At 71.3% G+C, this 16760-nt stretch carries 8 protein-coding genes and 1 tRNA gene; 8 read left to right on the forward strand and 1 reads right to left on the reverse strand.

The features are described from left to right. The first annotated feature begins 6 nt into the window (after positions 1-6). The 8 genes from ACFV18_RS17645 to ACFV18_RS17680 all read left to right on the forward strand — a co-directional run bounded on the left by ACFV18_RS17645 (position 7) and on the right by ACFV18_RS17680 (position 15814). On the forward strand, positions 7-1326 hold the full coding sequence (locus ACFV18_RS17645; RefSeq protein WP_380484083.1) for an MFS transporter: 1320 nt from the start codon (positions 7-9) through the stop codon (positions 1324-1326). Next, a complete protein-coding gene (locus ACFV18_RS17650; protein ID WP_380484085.1) occupies positions 1323-4622 on the forward strand; it encodes a type I polyketide synthase in 3300 nt (1099 codons plus the stop codon). Before ACFV18_RS17645 ends, ACFV18_RS17650 begins: the two co-directional genes overlap by 4 nt. A 65-nt stretch (positions 4623-4687) precedes the next feature. Next, on the forward strand, positions 4688-12835 hold the full coding sequence (locus ACFV18_RS17655) for a MupA/Atu3671 family FMN-dependent luciferase-like monooxygenase (RefSeq protein ID WP_380484139.1): 8148 nt from the start codon (positions 4688-4690) through the stop codon (positions 12833-12835). 382 nt (positions 12836-13217) lie between these two features. After that, entirely contained in the window at positions 13218-13421 is a 204-nt protein-coding gene (locus tag ACFV18_RS17660; protein ID WP_380484141.1) for a hypothetical protein, read from the forward strand. Next, positions 13402-13920: a DUF6879 family protein gene (locus tag ACFV18_RS17665; protein WP_380484087.1), complete on the forward strand. Its 519-nt coding sequence runs from the start codon at positions 13402-13404 to the stop codon at positions 13918-13920. The genes ACFV18_RS17660 and ACFV18_RS17665 overlap by 20 nt, the downstream gene beginning before the upstream one ends. After that, on the forward strand, positions 13917-14756 hold the full coding sequence (locus ACFV18_RS17670) for a helix-turn-helix domain-containing protein (protein WP_380484091.1): 840 nt from the start codon (positions 13917-13919) through the stop codon (positions 14754-14756). Before ACFV18_RS17665 ends, ACFV18_RS17670 begins: the two co-directional genes overlap by 4 nt. Positions 14757-14845: 89 nt before the next feature. Continuing rightward, positions 14846-15172, forward strand: a complete 327-nt coding sequence (locus ACFV18_RS17675) for a hypothetical protein (RefSeq protein ID WP_380484093.1) — start codon at positions 14846-14848, stop codon at positions 15170-15172. Between the two features lie 297 nt (positions 15173-15469). Beyond that, positions 15470-15814 (forward strand): hypothetical protein, encoded by a 345-nt coding sequence (locus ACFV18_RS17680; RefSeq protein WP_380484095.1) that lies wholly within the window; start codon positions 15470-15472, stop codon positions 15812-15814. 670 nt (positions 15815-16484) lie between these two features. On the opposite strand, the gene ACFV18_RS17685 is transcribed toward ACFV18_RS17680, so the two are convergent. After that, positions 16485-16569, reverse strand: a tRNA-Leu gene (locus ACFV18_RS17685). Between the last annotated feature and the right edge of the window lie 191 nt (positions 16570-16760).

A 16760-nucleotide genomic window follows, 5' to 3' on the forward strand; every position in this document is an offset into this window, starting at 1 on the left:
GCGTCCATGTCACAGACTTGGGGGAGGGTCGAGTTGAAGCGTTTCCGCTTACTCGTCGCGGGCAACGCGGTTTCCGCGTACGGCAGTTATCTGAACATGGTCGCGCTCAACGTCTTCGTCTACCACCTGACGGGCAGCGCTCTGACGGCCGGTCTGTACATGGCGGTGCGGCTGCTGACCAGCGTGGCGTCCGGGGTCGTCGCGGGCGCCCTCGCCTCCCGGATCCCGCGCAAACGCCTCATGGTGGGCGCGGACCTCACCCAGGCCACCGCGTTGGTCCTGCTGCTGCTGGCGCCGTCGGGCGCCCGCGTCGCGCTGCTGTTCGCGCTCGCCGTCGTCGCCGGCGCCTGCTCGACGGTCTCCGGGGTGTCGCTGCGCAGCGCGGTGCCGGAGATCGTCGGGGCGGAGCTGCGGACCAGGGCCAACAGCCTGCTGGCGACCGGCCGTTCGCTGGCGATGGTGGCCGGGTTCGGCTCCGCGGGCATCATCGTCGCCCAGCTCGGCTACCGCTGGGCCTTCGCCCTCGACGCGCTGTCGTTCGTCGTCTCGGCGAGCGTGCTGCTGTCGCTGCCGATCCGCACCGAGGCCGCGCGGAAGAGCGAGGCCGCGGCGGAGGTGGCGAAGGCGGAGCAGGACGGCGGCGGACGGTGGGCCACGCTGATGCTGCTGCGGTCGATGCCCGTCGTGGCCGTGATGGTCCTCGTCCGGGCGGTGGACGGCCTGGGCTCCTCGTCCCACAACGTGGCCCTGCCGGTCTACTCCGATGCGCTCGACCACGCCCATCCGGCCGCGTTCATCGGCCAGTTCTGGGCGACCTGGGCGATCGGCAACATCGCCATGCAGCAGATCCTGTCCCGCTGGAGCTCCCGGACGGGCCACAGCCCCGGTGAGCGGATCTTCGCGCTGGGCGCCTGCGTGATGTCGGCCGCGTTCATTCTCGTCTTCAGCGGGCTGCCGACCGTCCTCGCGGTCGTCGTGGCCCTGGTGGCCGGCATGGCGGACGGCCTGACCGAGGTCGCCTACGTCTCGCGGCTCCAGACCACCCCGGACGCGCAGCGGGCGCGGCTGTTCGGCCTGTCGGCGTCGGTGGAGAACCTGGGCTTCGGCCTCGGCATGATCCTCAGCGGCGCGTTACTGGAACACTTCTCGCCGCTGCAGGTGGTGGGCGGCCTCCACGGGCTCGCGATCCTGCTCTGCGTCGGGTTCCTGCTGCTGCTGGTGCGGGGCGCGGTGGCACGCCGGGCCACCCCAGCAGCGGGACGGGCAACCCCGGCGGACGGCGCGGCCGACGGCCGGGTTCCCGCCTCCGAGGGAGGACGGGCATGACCGCTCCCGCCGACCGCCGGGTCGCCGTCATCGGCCTCGCGCTCCGCCTGCCCGGTGCCACGACCGAGGACGCCTTCTGGCGGCTGATCCGCGACGGCGAGGACCGCATCCGGCACTTCACGGACGAGGAGCTCGCCGCCGCCGGAATCCCGCCCGAGAAGTACCGGGCACCGGATTTCGTGGGCGCGAGCGCCGTCCTGGACGACGTCTCGCATTTCGACGCACCGTTCTTCGGCATGAGCGGCCGAGAGGCCACCTACACCGATCCGCAGCACCGCCTCTTCCTCGAAGTCGCCTACCACGCACTGGAGAACGCCGGTTACCCGCAGGAGCGGCCGGGTGAGCGCATCGGCGTCTACGCCAGTACCGGGTACGAGCTGTATTCGCTGCAGACCTACCTGCTCAACAACGTGCTCCGGGCGGCGCCCGCGGAGGACTGGCTCTCGCGCCTGCAGATGATGATCGGCAACTACCCCGATTTCACCGCCACCCGCGCCTCCTTCCGGCTGGGCCTGACCGGACCGTCCTTCAACATCCAGACGGGGTGCTCCAGTTCGCTCGTCGCGGTGCAGACCGCCGCGCAGGCGCTGCTGGGCGGTGAGACCGACCTCGCGCTGGTCGGGGCCACGGCCATTCACACGCCGCAGGTGCTGGGCTACCAGTACGTCAAGGGCTCGATCCTGTCGAGGACGGGCCGCCTGCGGGCGTTCGACGGGTCGGCGGACGGCACGGTCGGTGGCAACGGTGTGGCGGCGATCGTCCTCAAGCGGCTCGACCGTGCCGTCGCCGACCGGGACACCGTCCACGGCGTCATCAGCGGGTGGGGCGTCAGCAACGACGGCGCCGCCAAACACACCTACACCGCGCCCAGCGCGGTCGGCCAACAGGTGGCGATCCGAAGGGCGTTGGAGACGGCCGGGGTCGGCGCGGACGAGATCGGCCTGCTGGAGACCCATGGCACCGGCACGCTCAAGGGCGACCCGATCGAGTTCGACGGCGCCACCGCGGCGTTCCGCGCCGACACCGACCGCACCGGCTACTGCGCGATCGGTTCGACCAAGGCCAACATCGGTCATCTGGACGTGGCTTCGGGCCTGGTGGGCCTTATCAAGGCGATGCTCGCCGTGCGGCACGGGGTGATCCCACCGCTGGCCAACTTCGAGCACCCCAATCCGGCGATCGACCTGGTCACCAGCCCCTTCTACGTCCCCCGCGAGGCCCGGCCGTGGCCGCGGGACGGTCGCCCGCGCCGGGCCGGGGTCACCTCGCTGGGCGTGGGCGGCACCAACGTCCACATCCTGCTGGAGGAGCCGCCGCCCGCGACCCCCGCGCCGGACCGCGACGCCCACCCCACCCCCGGCGTCCTGCTGCTCTCCGGACGCGACCCGCAGGCGCTCACCGCCAACGCCCGCGCCTTCCGCAGCCACCTGCGCCGGCACCCGGACACGTCCCTGCCCGACCTGGTCACCACCGCCGCCCTCGGCCGCACCCACGGACGGCACCGGATCGCCGTGCGCGGCGACAGCCCGGCAGCGCTCGCCGACGCGCTCGACCACTGGCTGACCGGCACCGCCCCCACCGCCGGCGGACGCGGCCCGGTCTGGTCCGGCCTCGCCCCGCGCGAGGGCGCGACCCCCGTCGGCTTCCTGTTCGCCGGACAGGGCAGCCCCTCCCGCGGCATGGCCGCCCCCTTCGACCGCAGGTTCCGGGCAGTGGCGGACGTCCTCGACGCGTGCGAGGCGCAGTACCGCCGCGAGTACGGCACACCACTGCTGGACGCATTCCGCGCCGACGCCGAAGCCGCCGAGCACGAGACCTGGCCGACCGGCACCGCACAGCCCGCGCTGTTCGCCCTCCAAGCCGCCCTCACCCGCATGTGGGAGCAGGCCGGAGTGCGGCCCGCGATCGTCGCCGGACACAGCGCCGGGGAGTACGCGGCGCTGGCCGCCGCCGGGGCGCTCACCGTGGCGGACGGACTGCGGCTCACCGCCGAGCGCGGCCGGCTCATGCAGGCCTGCCCTCCCGGCGCGATGGTCGCCGTCGCCGCCGACCGGCGCACCGCCGGGCAACTGGCCGCCGAGATCCCCGGACTGGAGGTCGCCGTCGTCAACGGCGAGCGGTCGCACGTGCTGGGCGGACCGGTGGAAGCGGCCGAGAAACTGCTCGCGCTGCTCGCCGAACGCGGCATCCCCGGAGAGCGGCTCCCGGTCGACCGCGCCTTCCACACGGCGCTGACCCAACCCGCGCTCGGCGCGTTCCGCACGGTGCTGGAGGGCACCGCCTTCCACCCACTGACCGTCCCGTTCGTGAGCGGGCTGGACGGCATCCTCCGCCCCGTGGGATGGGTGCCGGACCCGGACTACTTCCTGCGGCACACCCGGGAAACGGTGCGGTTCGACGCCGTGCTCGCGACGCTCGGGGAACAGGCGTCCGGCGAGCCCGTGCTGCTGGACCTCGGCCCGCACCACACCCTCGGCGGCCTGGCAAGGCGCGGCCTGCCCGCCGCCACCGTGGCCTCGGCGACGCGCCGCGGCGCGGGCATCGAACCCCTGTGGTCCGCGGCCGCCGCCCTGCACTGCGCGGGCGTGCCCGTGGACTGGCACCACCTGCTGGAAGGCACCGGCGGCGGCCGCACCCCGCTGCCCGCCTACCGCTTCCAGCGTCGGCACTACTGGACCGGCCCCGAACCGGCGATCAGCGCATTCGGTGAACCAACGGAAGACGAGGACGCAGTGGAACTGAGCAACACGGGCACGCTCACCGCCGACGACGTGTGCCGTCACATCGTCGAAGTGACGGTCGATCACCTGGGCGCGGAACCGGGGACGGTGACCGAGGACACCTCGTTCTTCGACCTGGGCGCCGACTCGCTGCAACTGATCCACATGCTGCGGCTCATCGAGCAGGAGCACCAGGTCAAGGTCGCCATGCGCGAGCTGTTCGAGGAGGCCGGCACGCCGCGACTGCTGGCCGAGCTGATCGTGGGCCGGATCCCGGGCGCCCCGGCTCCCGCCCCGATCCAGGCCCCTGCGCCGGTCGCCCCCACGCCGGTTGCCACTGCCCCGGCCCCCGCGCCGGTCGCGCCGGCCCCGGTCGCGCCCGCCGCGCCGGTCGCCCCTGTGGCTCAGCCGGCGGCCCCGGTGTACGCGACGCGTCAGGAGATCGAGGACCTGGCCCGTCAGATCCAGCAACTCACGCAGATCCAGCTCCAGATGATGACGCAGCTCTCCGAACTGCTGACCCGCCAGCTCGCCTCCCTGCCCGGCGGCACCTCGACCGCGGCCGGTGGCCGGTGAGCGCCCCGCAGCGCCAGGAGGGCATCGCGGCCGTCACCGCCGCCGCCGACAGCGACCTCGCCGCGATGGCGGAACTCTCGCGGCGGATCGCCGAGCAACTGGCCGGGGCAGCCCAGGCGTCCGAGGCGGCGGCGCCCGCACCCTCCGGCGTCGTACCCTCGGGCGCCGCACCCTCCGACGCCGCACCCTCCGGCGCCGCACCGAGGATGCACGGCCCGCGGGTGGCCGTGGACCGCGCCTCCGGCATGGTCGCCGGCACCGGGCCGGAGAGCCGCAAGCGACACCTGGACGATCTCGTCCGCCGGTACACCGCGAAGACGCCGACGTCGAAGGAGTTGGCGCAGCGCCACCGCCGGGTGCTGGCCGACAGCCGGGCCGTGGTCGGCTTCCGCTCCAGCACCAAGGAGATGCTGTACCCGATCGCGGCGCGCGGTGCGTCCGGTGTGTCGATCACCGACATCGACGGCAACAGGTACACCGACATCACCATGGGCTTCGGTGTGCTGATGTTCGGCCACGAGCCGCCGTTCGTCCGCGAGGCCGTGCGCGAACACCTCTCGCGCGGTGTGCAGTTGGGGCCGCGCAACGCCGAGACGGGCGAGGCGGCCGAACTGCTCGCCGAGATCACCGGCATGGAACGGGTGGGGTTCGCCAACTCCGGGACGGAGGCCAACTCGGCCGCGATCCGGCTCGCCCGCGCCGCCACCGGACGCCGGAAGATCGTGACGTTCCACGGTTCGTACCACGGACACGCGGACAACGTCCTCGGCCGCGCGGCGGGGACGGGCGAGGAGCGCGCGACCGCACCCGTGTCGATCGGCATCCCGGACAGCGCCGTCGCCGACCTGCTCGTCCTCGACTACGGCGACCCGGCATCGCTGCGCGTCATCGAGGAGCAGGCGCAGTCCATCGCCGCCTGCATCATCGAACCGGTACAGAGCCGCCACCCGTCCCTGCAACCGGTGGAGTTCGTCCGGGAGTTGCGCGAACTCACGCAGCGCCACGGGATCGTGCTCATGTTCGACGAAATGCTGACCGGCTTCCGTCCGGCGCTGCGCGGCGCCCAGGAGCTGTACGGAGTGACTCCGGACCTGGCCACCTACGGCAAGCTGCTCGGCGGCGGCTTCCCGATCGGCGCCATCGCCGGGCGGTCCGACATCATGGACGGCATCGACGGCGGCCACTGGAACTACGGCGACGCCAGCTACCCGCCGGGCGAGACGACCTTCTTCGGCGGCACCTACATCCAGCACCCGGTGTCGATGGTGGCGGCCCGCGCCGTCCTCACCCACCTCAAGGCGCAGGGGCCGACACTCCAGCAGCGCCTCAACGGGCGGACGGACCGGTTCGCGGCCGACCTCAACGGCTTCTTCGAGGCCGAGGAATTCCCGCTGCGGCTCGCCCACTTCGGCTCGATGTTCCGCTTCGAACACCGCGCCGACATGGAACTGCTCTACCACCACCTGCTGCTGCGCGGGGTGTTCGTCTGGGAGTGGCGGAACTTCTTCCTGTCCACCGCGCACACGGACGAGGACCTCGCCCTCATCACGGACGCCGTCCAGGGTTCGCTGCGCGAGCTGCGCGACGCCGGCTTCTTCCCGGGCACCCGCACCCTGCCTTCGGCAGCGGCCCCCGCCACCGCCCCGGCTGCCGCCACTTCCCCCACACCGGCCGCCGCCACCGCCCCGGCCGCCGCCACTTCCCCCACACCGGCCGCCGCCACCGCCCCGGTTGCCGGGACGCCCGCCGTGCCGCAGACCCCGGTGTCGGTCGCCGCTCCGGCTCCGGTTCCGGCCACCGCCCCGGTGTCAGGTCCCGTCGCCGCCCCGGTTTCGGTCGCTGCCGATGCCCTGGTTGCCGGGACGCCCGCCGCGCCGCAGACCCCGTTGCCGGTCGGGGCGATGCCCCTCTCGGCGCCGGTCGCCGCTCCGGCTCCGGTTCCGGCCACCGCCCCGGTTTCGGTCGCTGCCGATGCCCTGGTTGCCGGGACGCCCGCTGCGCCGCAGACCCCGTTGCCGGTCGGGGCGATATCCCTCTCCGCGCCGGCTCCGGCGTCGGCCCCGGCCCCCGCTCCGGTCGCCGCCTCGCCTCTGGCCCGGGCCTCGACTCCGGCCTCCGCCTCGGCCCCGGTCCCGTCCCCAGCTCCGGTCGCCGCCCCGGTTCCGGCTTCGGTCGCCGCCCCGGCTCCGGCTCCGGCCACGGACTCGTCCCCGGCTCCGGCTCCGGCCACGGACTCGTCCCCGGCCTCGACTCCGGTCTCCGCCCTGGCCCCGGCCCCGGCCCCGGCTCCGGCCTCGGCCCCGGCCCCGGCCTCGGCCCCGGCCCCGGCCGCCGCCACTGCCTCGTCCCCGTCGGTCGTCCCGCCCCGTATCCCGGGCCCCGACTTCAGCATCTACTTCTTCGGCGACTACCCCCAGGAGGACGCCCCTCGCCTGGACAAGTACGCCATGATCCTGGAGACCGCCCGGTACGCCGACACCCACGGTTTCCACTCCCTCTGGATGCCCGAACGGCACTTCCACTCCTTCGGCGGCCTGTTCCCCAACCCCGCCGTGCTCGGGGCGGCCCTTGCCCGGGAGACGGAACGCGTCCGCATCAACGCGGGTTCGGTCGTCCTGCCGCTCCACGACCCGATCCGGGTCGCCGAGGAGTGGTCGATGGTGGACAACCTCTCCGGCGGACGGGTCGGCATCGGCTGCGCGAGCGGCTGGAACGCCAACGACTTCGTCTTCTTCCCGGACCGCTTCGGCCGCCACCGGGAGTCGATGTTCGACCAGCTCGCCGAGGTCCGGAAGCTGTGGCGCGGCGAGGCCCTCACGCGCACCGTCGGCGACGGGAGCGAGACCGAGATACGGCTGTTCCCACGGCCGGTCCAGGACATGCCGCCGATGTTCACGGCGGTCGTCGGCAACCCGGCCTCCTACGAGCTGGCGGCGCGCCACGACCTGGGCATCGTCACCAACCTGATGTCGCAGAGCATCGACCAGCTGCGCGACAACGTCGCCCGCTACCGCCGAACCCGCGCCGCCCACGGCCTCGACCCGGCCGCCGGGCGGGTCGCCATCCTGCTGCACACCCTGCTCGGCGGCGACCACAACCGGGCGCGCGAGGCGGCGTTCGAGCCGCTCTCGCGGTACATGCGAGCCTCGCTCTCCCTGTTCGGCGGGGTGACGAACAGCCTCGGGTACAACGTCGACCTGTCGACACTGACCCAGGACGATCAGGACGTGCTGTTCGCACGTGCCTACCGGCGGTACTGCGACGACCGGGCGCTGATCGGCACGGCCGACAGCGTGCGGCCCGTCGTGGATGCCGTCAGGGCGGCCGGCGTGGACGAGATCGTGGCGCTGGTGGACTTCGGCGTCCCGCCGGCGACGCTCCGCGCCGGGCTGCCCCACCTCGACGCGCTGCGCCGCTCCTGCGCCCGGCCTGCCACCACGCAGCCCGCACGCCCAACGGCACCGGAGCCTGTCACAGCGCCGAAGCCCGCCGTGCCCGTCACAGCGCCGAAGCCCGTCGCCACCGTGGCAGCGCCCGAGCCCGCCATCCCGCCCGAGCCCGCCGCCGCCACCCCGCCCGAGCCCGTCGTCGCGGCACCGCCCCGGAGCGCCGAGCCGCAGGAGCCGGAGCTGCGGCGGCACCCGCTCTCCTTCGGCCAGCAGCGCATCTGGATGCAGGAGCAGATCCTGCCGGGCCGCACCGCCTACAACGAGTCCAAGGCCCTCCTCTTGGACGGCCCGCTGGATGTCCCCGCGCTTCGCTCCGCCGTGCGTGCGCTGGTGGCCCGCCACGAGAGCCTGCGGACCGTCTTCCGCGAGGCCGCCCCGGGCGAGCCCGTTCAGGTCGTGCTGCCGCCGGGCGAGCCGGACTTCGAGCTGATCGACCGCTCGGCGTCCACCCCGGCCGGGGCCGACCCGCATGCCGCCGTCCAGGACGTGCTCGACGCGGAGAGCGCCCGCCGCTTCGACCTCGCGGACGGCCCGCTCTTCGTCACCCGGCTGGTGAGGCTCGGCGAGCAGCGGCACGTGCTGGTGCTCTCGCTCCACCACATCGTGGTGGACGCGGAGTCGGCGGCCGTCATGACTCGTGACCTCTCCGCCTTCTATCGGGCCGAGTCGGCCGGCCGGACCGTCCCGGAGGGCGAACTGCCCGCGCTCACCCGGTCGTACGCCGACCACGCCCGTGCGCAGCGGGCCGCCGCCGGGAGCCCGAAGAGCTCGGAGGACCTCGCGTACTGGCGGGAGACCCTCGGCCGCGAACTGCCGGTGCTGGACCTGCCCACCGACCGGCCCCGCCCGCCGGTGATGACGTCCAACGGCAAGGCCGCCTTCCGCACCCTTCCCCCCGAACTCTCCGACGGCCTGCGGGCGTTGAGCCGGGGTCGGCGCGCGACGCTGTTCATGACGCTGATCGCGGGCTACGCGGCGCTGCTGCACCGCCTCACCGGCGACCAGGACGTGGTGATCGGCACGCCGATCTCCGACCGCCCCGAGGGTTCGGAGCACCTGGTCGGCTTCTTCGTCAACACCCTGGCGCTGCGCGTCGATCTGTCCGGCGACCCCGACTTCGGCACCCTGCTCGACCGGGTGCGACGCACCGCGCTGGACGCCTACGACCACGCCGACGTGCCGTTCGAGTCGGTCGTGCGGGAGCTGGCGCCGAGCCGCGCCACCGATCGCACGCCGGTCTTCCAGGTGCTCGCCGAGTTCGAGCGGGACGAGCCGTTCCGCCTCGACCTGCCGGGCGTGCGGGCCACCGCCCTGGACGCCGGGCCCGACAAGGCCCTCGCCGACCTGTGCGTGTACTTCACCGACGGCGGCCCGTCCAAGGGCATCCGCTGCCACCTGGAGTACAACACCGACCTGTTCGACCTCGCCACGATCGACAGCTGGTTCACGGCGTTCTCCGACCTCCTGCAACAGGCCGTGGCGGACGAGGCGACGCCGCTCTCGCAGCTCGGCGCGAGCACCGCACAGGCCGAGGCGGACGGCTGGCTCGCCGGCCCGGTGCGCGAGGTACCCGACACGACCGTGCACGCCTGGGTCGCCCGGCAGGCGGCCCGCCACCCGGGGCGCCCGGCCGTCATCGACGGCGAAACCGTCCTGACGTACGGGGAGTTGGAACGCCGGGCGGGCCGGCTCGCCGCCGTCGTCCGGGACCTGATCGGCGCGCCGGTGGCCGGCCCGCACCGGCCGGTCCCGGTGTGGCTGAACCGCTCGCCCGAGCTGATCGTGGCGATGCTCGCCGTCCTCAAGGCAGGTCACGGCTTCGCGCCGATCGACCCTGACCTCGGGCTCGCGCGGGCCAAGGCCGTGCTGGCCGACTGCGCCTCGCCGCTGCTGCTCACCACCGGGAACTCGGCGGCCGCCCTCGACCTGCCCGCCGACGTCACCGTTCTCGACGTCACCGCTCCCGCCGCCGGCGACCCCGGCAGCGCCCCCGCGCCCACCGAGGCCGAGGACCCGGCGACGTCCGCTTCCCTCTGCTACGCGCTGCACACCTCGGGAACGACCGGACGGCCCAAGGGCGTCGCCGTCCCGCACCGCAACCTGGTGTCGTTCTGCCAGTGGCATCACCAGCACTTCGCGACGACGTCCGAGGACCGGACGGCACTGCTGTCCAGCGTCAGCTTCGACGGCTCGCTGATGGAGATCTGGCCGACGCTGACGGCGGGTGCGACGCTGGTCGTCGCCGACGACGAGACCCGCAAGGACCCGCTGGCGCTGGCCCGTTGGTACGCCGTGCACGGCATCACGTTCTCGTTCCTCACCACCTCGTTCGGCGAGGCGCTGATCGGCCTCGACGAGCGCCGCCAGCCGCCGTTGCGTCAACTGGCGGTCGGCGGCGACGTGTTGAGGGTGCGGCCGCACGCATCGGCGCCGTACCGGGTCACGAACGTGTACGGGCCGACGGAGGCCACGATCCTGTGCACGGTGGAGACCGTCGCGCCCAAGGGTTCGCAGGCGGGCCCGATTCCGATCGGCCTGCCCGTCGACAACGTCCGGGTGCGGCTGGTGGACGCCGACGGCAGGCCGGTGCCCGACGGGAAGGTCGGTGAGCTGTACGTCGCCGGAGCCGGAGTCGCGCTCGGCTACCTGGACCGGCCGGAGGAGACCGCCGCTCGGTTCCTGCCCGACCCGGCGGGTGGTCCGGGCGCGCTGATGTACCGCACGGGCGACCTGGTGCGGCGCGACCCCTCCTCCGGGGCGCTCCAGTTCTGCGGGCGCGCCGACGACCAGGTGAAGATCCGCGGTTTCCGGGTCGAACCCGGCGAGGCGACCGAGCAGTTGCGTCAGGTGTGGGGCGTGCGGGAGGCCGCCGTCCTCGCCCTGCGGGACGCACGCGGGGACGCCCACCTCGTCGGCTACCTCGTCCCGGCCGAGCCGCTGGACGGCGAGGACGGGACGGCCGCCGCGCAGCGGACGGCCTTCGCGACCCTGGCCGCCGGGGCGCTCGCGCGCCGGGTGCCGGAGTACCTGGTGCCACGGGCCTGGGCGGTCCTGCCGGCGCTGCCGCTCAACGGCATTGGCAAGCTGGACCGTTCGGCCCTGCCCGAGCCGGACATCACCGTCCCGACGACGCACGCTCCGCCGACGCTCCCGGCCGCACCGGCCCCCGGTCCGTCGCGGACCGTGCAGCGGGTGCGCGAGCTGTGGGCGGCCGAGTTCGGCATCGGCGTGGAGGCGGTCGACCCGCAGGCCTCGTTCTTCGGCCTGGGCGGGCACTCGATCACCGCGATCCGGCTGGTGAACCGGGTGCGCGAGGCGCTCGGGGTGGACGTGCCGGTGACGCGGCTCTTCCAGGAGCCGACCCCGGCGGCGATGGCCGCCTTCGTGGACGCCTCCCGCCCGCCGTCGGACAGCGCCCCGGCCCCGGAGTCACGCGCGAGGTCGGCCGTCCTGCCCGATCGCCCCCCGCTCACCGCGACGCAGGCGAGGTTCGCGGACCGCATCGGCAAGCTCCCCGTGCCCGAGGTGTTCAACGTCGCGCTGCGGCTCCTCATCACCGGCCCCCTGGACGTCGCCGCGCTCCACACCGCCCTCACCGGCCTGGTGGAGCGTCACGAGTCCCTGCGCACGAGGTGCGTCCGCGGCGACAAGGCCGAGGACTGGTGGCAGGACGTCCTGCCGGTCCATCCGGTGGAGCCTCCCGTGGAGGATCTGCGGGGCCTGCCGGAGAGCGAGCGCGAGGCCGAGCTGTCGAGGATCAGCACCGAGGCGGCCAGGCACCCCTTCGACCTCGAAGCGGGCGTCCGGCCGGCGGTCCGGCTGGTGCGCACCGGCGAGGAATCCTGGGCGCTGGTGTTCGTCATGCACCACTCGATGTGCGACGGCTGGGCCGTCAGCGTGCTGCTCAAGGACTTCGCGGCCCTGTACCGGGCGGCGCTCACCGGCGAGCCGCACGGCCTGCCGGCGGCGACCCAGCAGATCGCCTACGCCCGGCACGAGCAGGCCCGCAGCGACGCCGACCGCGAGGACGACTACAGCTACTGGGAACGCCAGTTGAAGGACGCGCCGTTCAAGCACGACCTCCCGCTGGACCGGCCACGACCCGAGAAGCTCAGCGGCCAGGGCCAGGTGGCGCAGTTCACGGTGCCGGCGGAAGTGCGCAGCCGCATCGAGGAGTTGGCCAGGCGACTGGACACCACCCCGTTCGCCGTCACCGTCACCGCCCTGGCCCGGTTCATGGGAACCCTCAACGGCCGTACGGACAACCTCCTCCAGGTCGCGTACGCCAACCGCGCACGCCGCGAGGAGGAATCGCTGCTCGCCTGCACCGTCTCCTCCCTGCTGCTGCGGCTGCGAACCGACACCTCGACACCGTTCGCCGACCAGGTACGCGCAACGGCCCGCTCCGCGAACGAGGCCCTCGACCACCTGATGCCACTGTCCCGCTCCGGCCCCCGCCTGCGCGAACGCGGCTACCCGGACGTCCCCGACCGCCTCGACCACGGCTTCCAGTACCAGAACTCCCTGGAAACCGACATCACCCTGCCCGGCCTCACCACCCACGCCCAGGACCTCACCATCCCGGCCGCCCGCAGCGAATTCAACCTCGGCCTCGTCCCCGCAGGCGACGCCCTCGCAGGCTACCTGGAATACACCACCGACCTCTGGAACCCCGAAACCATCACCTCCTGGACCACCCGCTACACAACCCTCCTGAACGACCTCGTCACCCAGGCCCTGACCGACACCCCCGACAACGCGTAGCCCCACCGAACAGCGAAAGGCCCCAGGAGAACCTGGGGCCTTTCTTCGGTGTCCGAGGGGGACTTGAACTCTCGCCTCGGGCGCCAGCCTTTGTTAGTTCTGACCTGCGGAAACGTCGTTGATCCGCCATCAACTCGGCCACTCGGCCTACCTACCTGACCTGGGCGTTTCTGACCGTCTCGGACCGCTGTTGGTCATGCGTTGGTCACGTGACCATCCCCCTCTGGCCTGCTGTTGGAGGAAGATCCTTATGCCAACACGGGAATATCACAGAGTCGGCATAGACAGCTCTGGGCGAGGCTCCCTACCTTCGTACCTGCACGGCTCAACCAGGGCCGATCATTAGGGGGTTGACATGGCTGACAAGCCGGGGCTGACGTGACTGACTGGCCTGGGGAGCGGCGACGGCAGCGGTTCGGGGGAGTGCGGTGCCGACGACTGTCCCAACGTGTACGCGACTGACCGAGGGTCGTTCGTGGTGCAGGGTGACCTCTTCGACGGCTTCAGGCCGCCGGAGGGTGAGGGTCTGGTCGAGATCCCGGAGCACATCTTGAGGGAGGCGTTCCGTGCTCTTGGATGGAAGTGACTGGCGCAAGTACTTCGACGCCATGGAGCGAGATGCGTGGCGATTGGAGACGCACCCCGTCTGCACCATGCCGCAAGAAGAGGAAGCTATTCGCCGGTTCCGGGCGGGCGAGCCGGTCACGGCTGCTGACACTGCGGCATGGACCGAGCGACTTGAGGGCTACCGCAGGACCGGGCGGACGGTCGGGCGAGTCCATGTGATTACGCGTCCGCTGACCGAATATCTGCGGTTTGAATTTGCTCACTACCGGCACAACGTCGGAGCGGGCGAGGACGTCAGGATCCTCGATTTGACTGACCAGGAGAACCCGGGGCTCCCGGGGCAGGACTTCTGGATTTTCGATGATTCGCGCGTAGTCCTCATGAACTACCGCTCCGACGGAACTCAGATCAACCGCGAGGTACTCGACGGAGACCCTCGTCCTTATCTGGAGTGGAAGCAGCTTGCCCTTGCCAGGTCAGTTCCATTCCTGGAGTACGTGGAGAGCATGGGTGAGTGACAATAGATCCTGAGCAGCTTGGGCGGTCGAAATCGGACCTGGCCAAGGAGCTGCGAGAACTGCGCAAGCGAGCCGGCCTCACTGGGGTCCGGCTCGCTAGGCTTTGCTCGATGTCTCAGAGCACGATCAGCAAGATTGAGACTGGTAAGAAGATTCCGACGCTTACCGAGGTTGAGCGTATCCTCCGGGCGGTGGGCGCGCCGGCCAATATTGTGGACGAAATATCCGCCCTTGCTCGAAGTGCGAATACGCAGTGGCAGGAGGTCCGGGCGTCGTGGCGACTGGGACTGGAGAAGCGGCAGGCTGAGCTGACTGCGCTGGAGACTGGCGCTCGTGAGCTGCGGTTCTTCCTCCCGGCCATGCTCACGGGACTGCTGGCCACGCCGGAATACGTCAGAGCGAGCCTGGAATACTCGCCAGGTGATATCTCGAAGACCGTGGCGCGAAAGTTGGAGAGACAGGAAGTTCTCTACGACACTTCGAAGTCTTTCGCTTTCATACTCACTGAGCAGGCTGTGAAATGGGCTGTGGTTGGTCCATCGGCCATGTCTGTCCAGATCGAGCGGCTTGCGGCTCTCTCTAACCTCCCGAACATTCGAATCGGTGTGATTCCATTCGGAGCGCTTCTCGGCCGCGGCCCCATGAATACCTTTACCGTCTATGATGACCGCCTGGCTACCGTTGAGACGTTCACTGGGCGGATGGTATTTCAGGACCCGAGAGATGTGGCGGAGCACCTTGAAGTATTTTCGCTGTATGAGCGTATAGCTGTCTTCGGTGAACAGGCTCGTCGGCAGCTCTTTGAGTGGGCGGAGATGTATCGAAGAGATCTTTAAGCGATCGCCAGAATAATTGCGATCCTGGCTCGCTGACGGCTTTAACCTGGCTTCTCGCCCAGTGAACATCGAGCGATGGAGAGCCAGGAATGTTCGCCGAATTCGAGAGAGAACCCGCCGTCGCCGGGTCGCATGCCGTGATGCGCTATGACGTGGTGGAGGTGGACGGCTCGTTCGCCCTGAAGGACCTTCTGTTGGACGGGTACTGCGCTCTGCCGGACGAGTCAGGCCGTGCGGTGCTGCTGAGGTTCGGGACCGCCTACGACGCGCGCCTGTGGCTGATGCAGGCCGACACCCGTAGGGCGTACGCGGCGAGCGTGACCAGGATCAGGGCGGAGGCCGGCGAGAAGCCGCGCCCCGAGGACGTGCCGCTGCTGGCCTTCGACCTGTACCTGCCCGGTGACGTACGTGGGTGAGGTCGGCGAGCCGGATGACCCGCCGACGGACGAGGAGCTACGGGCCGCGCGGGCGAAGGCGGGTGGACTCGCCGCGGAGCTGACTGTGTTGACCCGTGAGCGTCCCTCGATCACGTGGACGCGTGGCGGGGCGGTGAAGGTGTCCGTTCGAGTTCGCGGGACGCCCGACCTGGGCCTGACAGTGGGCCTGCTCGCGGTGCTGAGCCAGGCCGATCGGTTCGGGCACCGAAGGGCGGAGGGGTGGCAGTACGTGTGGCTTGAGATCGGCGGAACACCTACGAAGGACGAGGAATCGTCATGACCGCGTTGGTCGAGTACTACCCCCGTGACGCGTTCGGACTGCATTGGGAGGCAACCGCCGTGGACGATGACGATCGGATTCGCGGAGTCGTGATCGCAGAGGCCAACGACGGCTGGGTCGTCATGGGCCACATCGAGGACGACCGCCGTCTCCTGCGCCTCAGGCCGACGGAACTCGCCAGGCTGCGTGATGCGTTGGTGAGCGGGGAGTTCGATCACCTGATGCGCGACAACCACAAGTACCTGCGAAGGCCGACCACGGACGCCGAGGTGGCAGCCATGTGGAGGAGCCTTCGCCGTCCCTGGTATCGCAGGCTGCTGCGTACCGTCACTGGTCGCTGAGGGTGTCGCGCCGGACGCCGACGAATGAAGCCCCGACCAAACGATCGGGGCTTTGTTTGTTGCTTGGTCAGATGAGTGCGCGGAAGGGGTTGGCGGACAGCGCCGGTTCAGATCGATGAGCGGCCGGGGCCGGTGCGGTTCGGATGGGTCGTTCCCCTTGCCGGTCCCGCCGACCAAACCAGGGCAGGACGGCGCTTCCCCGGCTCGACACCTTGACCGTCTGGGCTGATGACAGCGCTCCACATGGGTGAGATATGGCGGCCGTGCGGGAACCGGGCCTGTGACGGCGGGCTGACTCATCACTGCCTGCGGGACGCGCCGCTGTGGACCTCGTACGCGGCCACCTCGTGCCGCCGCAGCGAAGTCCTGGGGTGGATGTGGGACCTGATCAACTGGGACGAGGGTTCCATCGAACGAACGATCTCGACGACGAGGACAACCCGGTGGAGGTCTCCGCCAACCCCGACACCACCCGTCGGGCTACGTGATGACGCGGTACGGCCGTCGTCGCGCCCGAGGAGCCAAGAAGCTTGCGGCATCCAGCGCCAACCGGATCGGCCTGTCGTCCCTGGTCTGGCCAGGGGACTTCCAGGGCTGTTGGTTACGGGGGTGGTCACGCCCGCGGCCTGAAAACAGAAAGACCCCAGGAGAACCTGGGGCCTTTCTTCGGTGTCCGAGGGGGGACTTGAACCCCCACGCCCGATAAAGGGCACTAGCACCTCAAGCTAGCGCGTCTGCCATTCCGCCACCCGGACGGGGTGTTTGTCTTTGCGGGGCGGTGTCCCGCGCTGACATGGACAACAGTAGCAAAGATCGCCTGGCAGACCCAAAACCGGGGGTCGCGGGGTGAGTCGGGCTTCGAAACCGGGGGGTGCGGGGAGCCGCGCCCTTGGGGTGGGGCGGGTGCTGGGGGGAGGATGGCGGGATGGCGCCCGCGGCTCCCGGC

The sequence above is a fragment of the Kitasatospora sp. NPDC059673 genome (assembly GCF_042734215.1).
GTDB lineage: Bacteria > Actinomycetota > Actinomycetes > Streptomycetales > Streptomycetaceae > Kitasatospora.